Genomic DNA, 12805 nt, shown 5'->3' with positions numbered 1-12805 from the left:
TAGCTGTCGCGATCGTTTTCGATGAAGAAGGTCATGTCCGAGTTCCGGCAAAGATCGCGATCGACTTCCTAAGAAACAGCCGGATCGGGGGCGCCTGGAATGGCCTGTAACACGAAGCCCAGAGATTTGGCTCGGCGCTGAAGGATAGCGAGGACACGCCCGCGATATTGCTGCTCATAGTGATCCGCGCCGGGGTCTCTGTAGTGAATGCCGTGCCGGAGGGTGTTGTAGAATAAGACTGCGATCTTGCGGGCGGTCGCTGTCACCGCCTTTGACTTACCCGCGCGTGAGGACAGTCGGCGATAGAATGCACCAAGCGCCGTATCGCTCCGCCCGACGGTGGTTGCTGCCAACCGCAACAGTCCGGCTGCCCGACTGGACGATCTCCGTGTGCGCGAGGACAACACCTTGCCGCCAGAGATTTTGCCGCCTGGTGCAAGGCACAGCCAGGAGGTGAAGTGCTTGGCGTTCGGCCAAGCCCTCAGATCGGGGCCACACTCACCGACGAGCTTCAATGCCAGTGATGGACCCAACCCATGGATCTCAGTCAGATCGACGCCGAGCGCGCCGTACAGCGCGGTCCTGACATCGAAGGTGGGCGCGTTGACCTGTTTGGTCTTGATGCGTGGCTTGGATAGCTTTCCGACCGGCTTTGCGCCTATATTGTTCAGTGCCGCGATCAGGACCTCGAGCTTGCGGTCGCAGTCCAGCATCTTCGCCTGGTAGACATCGTATAGTTCCAGCGATTGGGTCAGCGCGAAGACATGTTCGTGCCGGTCGTTGCCGACCAGTGCCGCACGGATCGTCGCGATGGATGAATGGCATCGCGCGTCCCGATAGGTTGCCAAGACGTCAGGATTCCGCTCGCCTGCAACAATGGCTCGGATAATCCGCATGCCGGTTGCGCCGGTGATATCCGAGACCACATGATGGAGCTGCAGATTCATCTCTATCAGGGCCTTCTGCATGTGCTGGATATGGGCGGCGGCATATTCCACCAGCCGCTCCCGTTGGCGCAGATACGCGCGAAGCGTTGCGATCTCGGCATCAGGTCGGAAGCTGCCGCGTAACAGGCCATAGGAGTGAAGCTGGCGCAACCACGCGGCATCGCTGACATCGGTCTTGCGCCCGGGCCGTTCTTGGCGTACCGCGCATTGACCAGAATCACCTCAAACCCGCGCTGCTCCAGGATCTCGTAGACCGGGATCCAATAGACCCCGGTGGATTCCATCGCGACACTCGTCACGCCGCACGTTTTGAACCAGTCCGAGCTCATGCAGGTCTTGCGTGAATGTGCCGAAAGAGCGCACAGGCACGTCGGTGAAAAGCGGGGTTCACCGCAGCCATGTGCATCGTTGATCCGATGTCGATGGCAGCGGCGCCGACGTTGACCGGCTTCAGTTCCGGACGGTCGCCGGCCGTCCTCTTCTTGGGCATGGCAATCCTCCATTCAATGATGAGCAGGAGGGTCTGGGCTATGCCAATCGTCATCTTCCTAATCGGGATCGTCGCCAGGGCGACGTCACCACTCTCAAGTTCGCATGCACCCATGGACCACGTTTTTTAACGGGGATTGTGCCTCCAACAATCGAACGGCCACTACCCTCCCAGCCGCCAAGGATAGCACAAGGCTGTCTCTACGCCGCACAGGCGCGCCACGGTGCTGGACAGTTTTTTAAAATGTCGCGCTCCATCCGCAACCGTTCGTTCTCCTGGTGTAGCCGGGCGATCTCCGAAGCCTGGTCCGACCACATCGGCACCGCTTGCGTCGTGGACGCCACGCCGCCGATGCCGGCTCCTGTCGGAACTTGTCCCCCCAAGCGCCCGGCACCGAGTCTCGCAGACCGAGCTCCTTGGCGATCGACCCGATCGATCGACGCCCGATACCGCCAGTTCAGGGCCTTGCGCTTGTAGTCCTCTGTGAACGATCGACGTCGAGGTGCTGACATTTGACACCTCCGGGCTCTCTGAGCCTACTACAGGTGTCCACTCATTCGGAGGAGGTTCAAAAATGACTTTGTTAAAGCGGGCATTCTTTTGGTGAAATCGCCAACTCAGACGAGGCATAACTGTCCGAAATAAGCTTGTAGCAACCACAGGCCCTTTGCTCTAGAGCCTTACGTTCGTCGATCTGTAAGACGCCGCGCATCTTACGAACCAATCCTTGTTCATGGAGTCGGATTAGTGTCTCTGTTACGCCAGCGCGGCGCAGCCCTAGGAAGGACGAAAGGTAGTCATGGGTGACTGGAAGCACGTGAGCGCCAAAAGCATCACTCGCCAAACAGAGCCAGCTGGCGAGCCTCTTTTCGCGATCGTGCCGGACTCCGCATAATCCTGTTTGAGCGCAATGCAGGCCCAGTGCCTGAACATACTGCAAAAGGTGTTCCCGGATTTGAGGACGCTCGTCGATTATCCGGCGCAGATCCTCGACAGGAACCCGGTAGGCAGTCCCGCTAAACAACACTACGCACTGATGCGTCGAAAGATGCCCTCCCAGCAAAACCGATGCTCCGATAACCCCCCGATGACCTATGACCGCCGTTTCAAGGATGCTTCCCGCGCCAACAATCCTTAATGATACGAGCCCCGATTCGATAAAGTAGACATAATCAAGCTGGCTCTTTGGGTCTTGCAGAATCATCCTTTCTCTCAGGACGATCGGCTCAAGAAACTGAGCTAATGCCGCGCGGTCTTGCAGAGAAAGTCTGGCCAAAATCGCGTTTTTCACGGAAGGCAAAGTATTGCGACGCGCCGTGTCGGCATGCATCGAGCGAGTGGCGCACATTAGAGGTGTACCAGCTGAGCCGTCGTGCGGCTCGAGGACTGCGGGTACCTGCTGCTGGGTCATGTGCGGTCCGCCTCTTGGCCGCGGATCTATGATCCGTCGCTGGCTGGACCAGGAGTGTAGTTAGATTTCGATCTGATTTAATGCGGCGTACGGCGAGTCAGCGCCGAAATGCCGCGCTTGCGAAGGTTGTTTCGATGGATTTCGACGAAACACATGTGGAGATGGTGCCGCAGGCCGAGGGGCAATCTTGATTCTGCCAAGTGATCGGGCGGTCGTCTACGACGAGACATCCTTACAACGTAGACGAGTGGTTGAAAAGCACAACCTCTTCATCGGATTCAATCAGGGTGGCTTGGTGGTCCCGCGCTGAGCGACGGGATCGTGGTCTCGTCCAACTCCCGCGGCGGCTACCCACAGCGGTGTGTCAAGCGGCGGAACGCCATCGAATGGCTCTAGCGTACTGGCCCCCGTGTCATGGCGAAACTTCGATTATGGTATCGGCTGCGAAGATGCCTTGCCCTAGGGCGTGCGCAAAGACTGGATTGAGGTCTATGGGGGTGCGGCCCTGACTGGTACACCGATAGGTGCGACAGCATCGCTGCCAGTGCTTTGACGTCAACGGGCGGCTTGCCGCGCGACCCCAGCAGCAGCGGCGCACCTTTGATCGAACGAATCATCTCTTCGGCTACGTCCGCACCGAAATAGACATCGGCGTAGTGCCACGTCTTTCATCACCTCAACGCATATGCCGCCCAGCCCGAACACGGCGGCCGAAATACCGTGTCGCGCCGGATGCTAAGGATGCACTCGACACCACCGGAAAGTTGGTTAGCCACTAGTACGACCTGGGGCGCGGCCTGCTTGGCGCGCTCGATTAGCGTGGCGAAGCGATCGCGCGCGGGCCAGCGCTAACCACGTTCAGCAGCACGCCGCCGATCTCGGATTTGTGCAGAATATCGAGCGAGAGGATCTTGAGCAGTACCGGGAAGCTTAACGTCTCAGCGGCGGATATGCCTCGGCGGCCGTGGTACAGGCGCGCTCGGGCACGAGGACCATACTAGCTTCGGCCAGCATGCGCTTGGCCTTCGCCTCGTTTGGTATGCTGGCAGGCGGTGCCGCCTGTCGCACAGAGCGGGGCCAGGTCGACCCGCGTACGAAGGTCTCGCCAAACCGGCCCATCGCCGCGATGGCAACGACTCGCGCGGCCGGGTCTTCGAAGACAACGAAGCCGTGGGTCTTGTCACCCGCTCCTTCGACGCCAGAATTGAGAGCACAAATAGCCGGTCCAGGTGCTTGCCACGCACCGCCTGTTCTTCAGCAGCTGATCCTCCCACGGTACACACCAGGGGGCCTTGTCGAAGGGCGGCGCCATCGTTCGGGTCGTCGGCCCGTAATGTTCGAACGGTCGAAAGTGAGGCGCCGGATGTTAACGGATAATATCGTCGAGCTTCGGCAGCGTGAGGCCAACGTCACGCGCAGTTCAGGAGGTCAAGCGTAGGCACGCTTCTTACCGCTATAACGGCGACAGCCTCCAACAAATCTTTGGCACCTTGGACGGCCTCAAAGTCCTCGCGTTTTGTGTAGGATCGCGATCTTTCACAATCGTTCATTCGTCAGACATTCGTCTATCCCGCCAACGGGCGATGCATTTGCAATTACCGGCGGGCCCATTCAAGTGTCGCCAAGCCTGTTAACGCGGAATTTCCCCATGGTGGCCCCGTGCATCGCGGTTATTTGGCCTGAACCGAGAGAATTTGACGTTTTTCGGCTAGGAGGATCTCTACATTTATCCCGTTGAGTGAGGCCCGATACGGTAGGCCGTCCTAAAGACGCTTGCGAGTGTGCTCCTCTCCTCAAAAAATGAGCAATCGTATCGAACACATGCGAGTGGCGCGAACAATGACCACACGGCGGCTGCCAAATCGAGAGATCACTATTTCCTCCAGGATCAAAGCAGCGCAAAGCAGAAGTGATCTTTTCCGTGGTTCGCAAGCCACCTAACGAACCGCAACCCTCGAGGATTGCGGTTCGGCTTCACGTGCGCTGCCCATTACTGTCTCAGCGAAAACCTTCTTGTATCGGCCTAGCAGGGCAGCAATGACCGCGGTTCCTTTGGCGGAAACGTTGAAGGTTGTTTGATTGAGCACAAACCACTTGCTCGCCTAAGGGAGCTCGAACAATGAACGGTGCTGAAAGTCTGGTGCGGACGCTTGTGAACGGCGGGGTCAATCTTTGCTTTGCCAATCCAGGCACCTCCGAAATGCACTTCGTTGCCGCGCTTGACCGCGTTCCAGGCATGCGCTGCGTACCCGGCCTGTTCGAAGGCGTGGTGACGGGAGCGGCCGACGGCTATTTCCGCATGAAGGGCACACCGGCGTCGACGCTTCTGCACCTCGGCCCCGGCCTCGCCAATGGCCTCGCTAATTTGCACAACGCCAAGAAGGCGCATTCCGGTATCATCAACATCGTCGGCCAGCATGCCGGTTATCACATCGGCTACAACGCACCGCTCACCTCCGATATCGAGGGCCTAGCGCGACCGATGTCGTCCTGGGTGCGCACCTCTCCGGATGCCAGGTCCGTCGCCAAGGATGGCGCCGCGGCGATTGCTGCGGCCAGGAGTTCCCCGGCACAGATCGCGACTCTGATCCTGCCTGCCGATACCGCGTGGAACGAGGCCGCCGGCATTGCCGAGCTGGGGCCCGATCAGCAGCGCCCGTCTTATTCGCCGCAGGCGGTCGAGACCGCGGCAAGGATTTTGCGCAGTGATGGCGAGCGCACGCTGCTCCTGATCACCGGAAGTGCGCTGACCGAGCAGGGACTGCTGATGGCCGAGCGTGTCGCTGCCAAGTCCGGATGCACCGTGATGGGCCCGACCTTCCGCCCGCGCATGGCCCGCGGCCGAGGTCGTTTCTCGATCGAGCGTATTCCTTACGTCATCGAGCAGGCACTGTCGACGCTTCAGAAATTCCGTCACATCGTGCTGGTCGAAGCCGATGATCCGGTCGCTTTCTTTGCCTATCCGAACAAGCCGAGCCTGTTGAAGCCTGAGGGCTGCAATGTGCATCGCATGACCGCCTGGGGCGAGAATTCGATCGCCGCACTTGAGGCGCTCGCCAGCGTGCTCCATGCCAGCGCGAAAGACATCAAGCGGCAGACGCAGCAGGAACTGGTAAAGCCGACCGGCCCGCTCAACCACACCACCATCGCGCAGGCGATCGCTTATGCGATTCCCGAGAATGCGATCGTCATCGACGAATCTATCAGTACTGGCCGCGGTTTCTTCTCGGCGACCACGGCGGCAGCGCCACATGATTGGCTGCAGAACATGGGGGGCTCGATCGGCTTCTCCACGCCGCTTTCAATCGGAGCCGCGATCGGCTGTCCGGACCGCAAGGTGTTCTGCATGGTCGGCGACGGCAGCGCGATGTACACCATCCAGTCACTGTGGACGCAGGCCCGTGAAGGGCTCGACGTCGTCACGATTGTGTTCGCTAACCGCATCTATCAGATTCTGCGTGGCGAGTTCGATGGCGTCGGCGCCGGCGAGCCGGGGCAGCGCGCTCTCGACATGCTGAAGATCGACCGGCCGACCCTTGATTTCGTGGCGCTGGCGCGCGGCATGGGTGTGCCGGGCCGCGCGGTGAGAACTGCCGACGAGTTTAACAGCGCTTTGGCCGAAGCCAACGCCGAGTCCGGACCAAGGTTGATCGAAGTTCAGATGTGAAGCAGGCAGAGCGCCGCTGGCGGGCAAGATGCCGGACCAAACTGAACAAAGGTGATGCCGCGCTTCCCGCGTGTTACGCCGCGCTTTCGAGAAAGGACGGCGGTAAGCTCACCAGCACCTGCGCGCGGCAGGTAGCGTGAAATCGTTCCTGGGCCATCGCCAACAACCATAACCGGCCCAGTTGCCGCACACTGGACTCCCGCACAGCAGCATGCCCTGCTTCCCCCGACGCGTCCGCATGCACTTACAAATCATCATTCCAAAGGGATCCGCTTCGGGGGCCGAGAGGGTTCAAATCTATTTATTAGCTAGCTTTGAGTGTTGCAGCATCGGGCGACATCGAAGGCCACCGTCGGAAAGAGTTCCGGCTGAGCCCCCTTTCGTGCCGTCCTCGCGCGCACCCGGGTCCCTGATGTGGAAAAATCTGGATGCGCATCGACCGCGGCGACCAAGTTCGCGCTCGTGACGCCCAGCGCGCGCTCGCCCGCAATGAAGGACGATAGCTCGAAGATGGCCAGCATGGAATCATCAGCGCCGTCTGCAGCGCCTTGAACAAGTCGGCGTCGACGTCGCTTCGCGCGACTTTGATCGGAATGCGCGGGGTCAGTCCGCACGACTTCGACTGCCTCGGTCAAAGCATTGTATTCTGGTATTCGGAGTTGACGGCAGCGAAAAAACAGCGAAATCGCTGAGTGAAAATGACTCTCAAGTGCATCAGAGACGTTTAACTCTCGGTTCGTTCGAAGGGCAAGGAGAACGCAAGCCCTCCCCTCGCCTCGTTCCGATTTACTTCGCGAGCCAAGCGGTAAATCGCTGTTTAAGCTCGTCACCCTTGTCGGCCCAGAAGTCAGCATCACTATGCAGGGAATTGCCCGCACGCCCGGGCGCAGTCACAAGGTCAGGCAGTACGGCCGGATCGAGAAACGCGGTCGCGTCGTTATTGGCAGGTGGATAGGCGATGTATTCTGTCAGCTTACCCTGCACCTGAGGTGAAGCAGCGAAGGCGATGAAGCGGTAGGCGGCGTCCAGGCGCGGGCTGCCCTTGGGGATCACCCAGACGTTTCCAATTCCCACTTTGCGGCATCCCACATGATCTGGAAGTGCTTACCAGCGTTCTTACTGGCGTCGGAGATGCGATCGTTCCAAGCCGAGGTCATTACAACTTGGCCATCGGCGAGAAGCTGCACCGGCTGCGCCCCCGATGTCCACCAAATGACGTCTTTCTTAATAGTGTCGAGCTTTTTGAACGCGCGCTCAACGCCCTCGGGCGTACCGAGGACCTTGTAAACGTCTTTGATAGGCACGCCATCGGCGATCAACGCCCATTCGAGATTGTCTTGCGGATTCTTCCACAGCCCTCGCTTGCCGGGAAAGTTCTCTGTGTCGAACAGGTCGGCGATGGTTTTCGGGCCGTTTGGCAGTCTGTCCCTGTCATAGGCGACGACAGTGGCAGATATGACGGAGGGGCACCCCGCAATCATACGTTTCGCCGTCCACGAACTGGTCCGATCAAAGCCCAGCCGCTTCCAGTCGATTCTCTCCAGAACACCGTCGGCGCATAATTGATTGACCCAGACCGAGTAACCGTCGACGACATCCCAACTCACGGACTTGGACTTGACCATGGCTCGGATTTTAGCGGCTTCGCCGTTGTATTCGTCTTCAACAACCTCAATCCCGGTCGTCTTCGAGAAGGGCTCGAAAAAGCCTTCCGCTGACCCATCTGCAGGGCTCCGCCCCAGGAGACAATTGTCAAGCGATCCCGTGCGAATGCAGGCGCTGCCGGCACTAGTGCGGTCACCGCCAGTCCGGTTGCGGCAATGGCGCCGACGACAGTCGAGGTTGCCCGCATGGTATCGTTCTCCTCCTGTTTTGCCGGCCTGAAGGAAGCGGCGTTGACGAACGCGGGGACCGTCGCATGAGTTCGGAGCCGAGCGGCCGACGAATAACCGTCTCCTGCCGACGGGGAGCGCCGCGCGCGCGGCTCCAGCTGCATCAGGCCTTCGAAATGCGGCAGCCTGGTCACCAATCATCACGGCCACTCACCACGACGCGGTTGCGAGTACCGTCGGCCAAATAGATCACCTGCGCAACCGGCGCGCAGAGGACAGCGGGCAGCGTGCCCAGTGTCGGGCTCAGCCGAAATCGCTCAGGCCGCAACGGCAGCACGGTCGGCCGATCGATCGCCTCGACATTGATCATCGGCACCTGCATGTCGCTCGCGCCCGCAACCTCCACTTTGCAGGTCATGCCTTTCATCGCCACGACCTCCCATGCGGCCGGATATTTTTGTCGATGAACTGGACGAAGGCCTTTGGACGCTCGAACGGCTCAGTGGGAGCGGCTGGACAACTCCGTCTTTCATCAGACCTCCGTCTTCCAACATTCTCGGGCTCACGCGTCCCATGGACCGTGGTGACATCGAGAGCCTCGTGGATGTGCTTAATCTCGAGCTGAATCTGCTCGCGGAGCGGCCGTTGGAGGTCCGCTGGACGCCGAAAACGTCGCAAAGGCGTTGTTCTCCCGGCATCGACCCTCCCGGCCCCTGCGCTTATCCCGCAACTGTGCCGTCAACTACCAGCGACATTCGGTTTGCTGCGAACGAGCTTGTATTCTAGGCCCCTAGGCAATGTTATCGGTCAGCTAGGGTTAAATTCTATTCATGTTGCATCTCGACCGGCCGAAATCCTGCGGTAATCGGGAATTTTCGAAGCTTTGCGTCCGATTAGGCGGACGTACTCCGGTTGATCTGCAGTGATTTCGGTCGGCCAATCGCGGTTTCGACGAAACCCCCCTTCGATCGAGTTGAGACCAGCCATCGCAGACTACATAGCCGCCTTAGCTGAAGGATCTCGCCTGCTAAGGTTGATCAACCGCCATCGTGGACCGAAAGCAAGGGCGACCATCAGCCTCGAAAAGCCCATCTGCAGTCGCTTATTGCTAAAGTCGCGGTCAGCGCAGCCAAGTCAATGATATGCTGGATACCGTGGTGACTCTATTGCGCCGTAAGCTCACGATTAAAAATGAGATCTCGTCTTCACAACAAGTAAGCGCCTCGCCGACTTCAAGATGGCCGCGCGAAATTCACCCGTCCGCCTGCGCATCGCTCGCAGCTCACCCTGAAACTGCGGATCCGGTGATGGCGATCAGTGATGCGGCCCGTTCGGTGAGCGACAAGGTCCGCAAATCGTCAGCGCTATGTTCCGTCACCTTCGTCCGTCTCCAAGCGGCGCGGGCCCCGACAGGAGCCAAACGATTCGGCTTCGAAGTACGCCCCTCACGTCCACCGTCGAGGGCAGAGGAACGATGGGCTCACGACACACGCGGTCACTTAGGAAATCGATGGCGCCGCCGATTGTGCCTACATAACGGCCTGCCACCGTCTCTGTATTCGTCTGGCCGGAGAGGTCGACTTCCAGGGCGGAGTTGATCGCGGTGAGAACTTCGAAGGCTGCGAGGATCTCAATTGCATGCGTCGCCCGGATCGGCCGCGACAATGCTGGCTGAGGGATTAGAATAGTCGCCCTCGAGGCGTCTGACCGCGCAGGGACGCCGATGGGGTGTGCCCGGCAGGGTTTCCCGTTTCTCGAAGATCAGCATCCTTCGCCTTCGAAAAGGAGCCCGGCGGGCGCGCGCGCTCTGACCTGGTTTTGCCCGGATACTCGCATTGGCCGACCAAACGTTAGGCGCATCGAGCCCCAATCGGCTTAACGGCACTCGAATTCGAATTTTAGACGAGTGAGCTTCGATCGCCTGAAAAGTTCGTGTTTCGCCAACGGGAGCAAAATTGCGACTAAAAAAGGCCCCATATCGCGGAAATCCAGCGCTTGCGGGCAGTAACATCGGACCGAAATACAACGTCGCTCTGCGCAGGAACCGACTTTGGAGCTGGTATCCAGATGGAGATTGCGCAGCACTAGCGCCAAGCGACCTCCGGTCGGTGCAATAGGTCAAAAGTCGCTGCAAGCGGCCCAACACTGATTGGAAACCGCATGTGAGAACCCACAATAGGGACCCTGGATCGCGCATCGTCGCGAGACACGGTCTTCCGGATGAGCTGGTCACAGTAGGAGTTGCTCGACGGCGCGGGCCGATAAACCGGCGCGAACAATTAACCAGGCACTTCCTCATTTCCTTAACAAGCCGAATGGAGCAAAGACAATGACGATCAGCAAAGGACCGCAGCTGTTTCCGCGAGAAGAATACCTGCGCAGGCTTGCCGCAGTGAAAAAAGAGATGGCGCAACGCGACATCGATGCGTTTATCGTAAGCAGTCCCGCGAACATCACGTACCTTTCGGGTCACACTGCTCATACAGCGTATGTCCCGCAAGGCCTTGTAATCTCGATGCAGGAAGAGGAACCGACGTTTATCATGCGTCGTATGGATGCGCCGGCGGCCATCCACGAGTCGTTCCTCAACCGCAATAACGTGATCGGCTATCCAGAAAACCTGATCGCAAACCCTGAGAAGGACGGCTACGACGTCATCATCGATTTTCTTCACGAGCGCGGTCTGGCAAACCGCGGCGTAGGCCTCGAGCCCGGCTTCTTGACGCTTAAGCAGTTTGGGCGGGGCCAAGACAAGTTCGCGATAAGATTGCCGAAAGCGAGGATTGTGGATTGCTCCAGAGCAATAGACTGGATCCGGCTCGTTAAGTCCGACCTCGAGATAGCAGTGATGCGGGAAGCCGCCGCGATCGCTGACGCGGCGATCATGCGCGCGGCAGCCGTGATACGACCCGGCGTGCGGGAAGCGGACGCGGCAGCCGAGGTGGTTGGAACGCTGATACGCGGTGCTAACGGCAAGCCTGGAACAGCAATTGCGCCCTATTGCATGTGCTCCTCGCCGCGCACAGGTACAGCCCACATTCGGTGGAGCGACGACGTCTTTCGTGAAGATTCGCAGATCAATCTCGAAGTGGGCGCCGTCCGCCAAGGCTACACTGCCGCGCTGATGCGCACTTACATAATCGGCAAGCCCTCCGACCGTCTGCGTCGCCTGCATGAGGCAGAGGTCGCCGGCTTGGAGGCGGCGCTGAACACGGTACGGCCCGGTGCGACCTGCAGCGATGTCGCGAACGCATTCTATCGCACGCTTGAGAAGCAGGGTTTCACGAAGGAATCGCGATGTGGGTACGCGATCGGCATTGACTGGACGGAGCCGACCGCGAGCCTCAGGGATGGCGACACGACAGTGCTTAAGCCAAACATGACCTTCCATGTGATGCTGGGCAACTGGGTCGAAGAGGATTTCGGCTACGCCATCAGCGAGACATTCCGCGTTACCGACTCCGGCAGCGAAGCCTTGACAACTGCACCCCGGAAGCTTTTCGAGCTTTGATTGGAGCACCCAACGGCTGTTTTGCCCAATTATGAACTGCAGGGACCGCACGACCTCGGCGGCCCCTCAGGTATCGGAGCCGTCGTGAGACGGTCGACTGCAGCCTTAGGGTCTGTACCTAATTAGCGCGCTCTGATTCTCTTGCACCCGAACTGATTCGGCACGGGGGCTTTGATGCGCAAGGGGCTGTTCTGGCTCAACGACAAGCAGTGGGCTCAGATAAAGCCGCATCTGCCAACGAACCAGACCGGACCGGAGCGCGAAGATGATCGACGCATCATCAGCGGTATCATCCACATGCTTCAGTGTGGCGCGCGCTGGCGCGATTGCCCGCCCGACTTTGGTCCTTACACGACGATCTACAATCGGTTCAATCGCTGGGCCAAGCGCGGACATTGGCAGGCGATCTTTGAAGCGCTCGCCCGCTGCGGCAAGGATGGCGTGACTTTGTCCATCGACTCCACCTCGATCAAGGCGCATCGCTCGGCGAGCGGCGGAAAAGGGGGGAACATGAACAGGCGATCGGCCGCTCGCGCGGCGGGCGGACCACGAAAATCCACGCGCTGAGCGACCCTGATTGCAAACCCTGCGCATTTCATCTCACTCCGGGCCAGGACGCAGATATTGCCGCAGCGCCGGCCCTTTTGGAACTCGCGCCGCCCATGTCTGCCCTCATTGGGGACAAAGGCTACGACGGCGACGGCTTTCGCGCCGAAATCGTCAATCGTGGCGCCAAGCCCGTCATTCCAAACAAATCCAACAGGGTGACCTTCCACAACTTCAGCAAGCGCATCTATAAAGGGCGCAATGTTATCGAGCGTTGCTTCTGCCGGCTCAAGGATTTCAGGCGTGTCGCAACTCGTTACGATAAACTCGCCAGAAACTTCTTGGCTGCCGTCCACATCGCAGCCATCGTCGCCTATTGGATCAATTGAGTCTGGACCCTA

General features: G+C 59.3%; 10 protein-coding genes and 1 pseudogene. 3 read left to right on the top strand and 8 right to left on the bottom strand.

The genetic code is table 11. The annotated features are described in order from the left end of the window. Window positions 1-68: 68 nt before the first annotated feature. The 3 genes and pseudogenes from AYJ54_RS06555 to AYJ54_RS53870 form a co-directional block, all read right to left on the bottom strand. Window positions 69-1437, bottom strand: a pseudogene (locus AYJ54_RS06555) (IS110 family RNA-guided transposase). 583 nt (window positions 1438-2020) lie between these two features. Continuing rightward, the gene (locus tag AYJ54_RS06550) at window positions 2021-2848 is read right to left on the bottom strand and encodes a Crp/Fnr family transcriptional regulator (protein WP_063697608.1); all 828 of its coding nucleotides are present in this window, start codon (window positions 2846-2848) and stop codon (window positions 2021-2023) included. A gap of 814 nt (window positions 2849-3662) precedes the next feature. Then, a complete protein-coding gene (locus tag AYJ54_RS53870) occupies window positions 3663-3800 on the bottom strand; it encodes an acetate--CoA ligase family protein (RefSeq protein ID WP_430641402.1) in 138 nt (45 codons plus the stop codon). Window positions 3801-4967: 1167 nt separating this feature from the next. Between AYJ54_RS53870 and AYJ54_RS06545 the strand changes: the two genes are divergently transcribed. Continuing rightward, on the top strand, window positions 4968-6515 hold the full coding sequence (locus AYJ54_RS06545) for an acetolactate synthase large subunit (RefSeq protein ID WP_063697605.1): 1548 nt from the start codon (window positions 4968-4970) through the stop codon (window positions 6513-6515). Window positions 6516-6823: 308 nt separating this feature from the next. On the opposite strand, the gene AYJ54_RS06540 is transcribed toward AYJ54_RS06545, so the two are convergent. The 5 genes from AYJ54_RS06540 to AYJ54_RS53865 form a co-directional block, all read right to left on the bottom strand. Next, window positions 6824-7036, bottom strand: coding sequence for a hypothetical protein (locus tag AYJ54_RS06540; RefSeq protein ID WP_063697603.1), 213 nt, complete (start codon window positions 7034-7036; stop codon window positions 6824-6826). A 265-nt stretch (window positions 7037-7301) separates the two neighbouring features. Next, a complete protein-coding gene (locus AYJ54_RS53420) occupies window positions 7302-7568 on the bottom strand; it encodes a hypothetical protein (protein ID WP_283808636.1) in 267 nt (88 codons plus the stop codon). Continuing rightward, on the bottom strand, window positions 7565-8548 hold the full coding sequence (locus AYJ54_RS06535) for an extracellular solute-binding protein (RefSeq protein ID WP_283808635.1): 984 nt from the start codon (window positions 8546-8548) through the stop codon (window positions 7565-7567). Before AYJ54_RS06535 ends, AYJ54_RS53420 begins: the two co-directional genes overlap by 4 nt. Further along, window positions 8538-8765 (bottom strand): hypothetical protein, encoded by a 228-nt coding sequence (locus AYJ54_RS06530; RefSeq protein ID WP_136623489.1) that lies wholly within the window; start codon window positions 8763-8765, stop codon window positions 8538-8540. Before AYJ54_RS06530 ends, AYJ54_RS06535 begins: the two co-directional genes overlap by 11 nt. 956 nt (window positions 8766-9721) lie before the next feature. Then, a complete protein-coding gene (locus tag AYJ54_RS53865; RefSeq protein ID WP_063697595.1) occupies window positions 9722-10012 on the bottom strand; it encodes an acetyl-CoA hydrolase/transferase C-terminal domain-containing protein in 291 nt (96 codons plus the stop codon). 664 nt (window positions 10013-10676) lie between these two features. Between AYJ54_RS53865 and AYJ54_RS06515 the strand changes: the two genes are divergently transcribed. Beyond that, complete coding sequence (locus AYJ54_RS06515; protein ID WP_063697593.1) at window positions 10677-11858, top strand: M24 family metallopeptidase; 1182 nt, start codon at window positions 10677-10679, stop codon at window positions 11856-11858. A 174-nt stretch (window positions 11859-12032) separates the two neighbouring features. Continuing rightward, a protein-coding gene (locus tag AYJ54_RS46770; RefSeq protein WP_430641378.1) for an IS5 family transposase occupies window positions 12033-12793 on the top strand; the annotation gives its coding sequence in 2 pieces (ribosomal slippage) (window positions 12033-12389 and window positions 12392-12793; 759 coding nt in all). Window positions 12794-12805: the final 12 nt, after the last annotated feature.

The sequence above is a fragment of the Bradyrhizobium centrolobii genome, assembly GCF_001641635.1.
GTDB lineage: Bacteria > Pseudomonadota > Alphaproteobacteria > Rhizobiales > Xanthobacteraceae > Bradyrhizobium > Bradyrhizobium centrolobii.
This window is presented reverse-complemented; position numbering and strand designations above follow the sequence as displayed.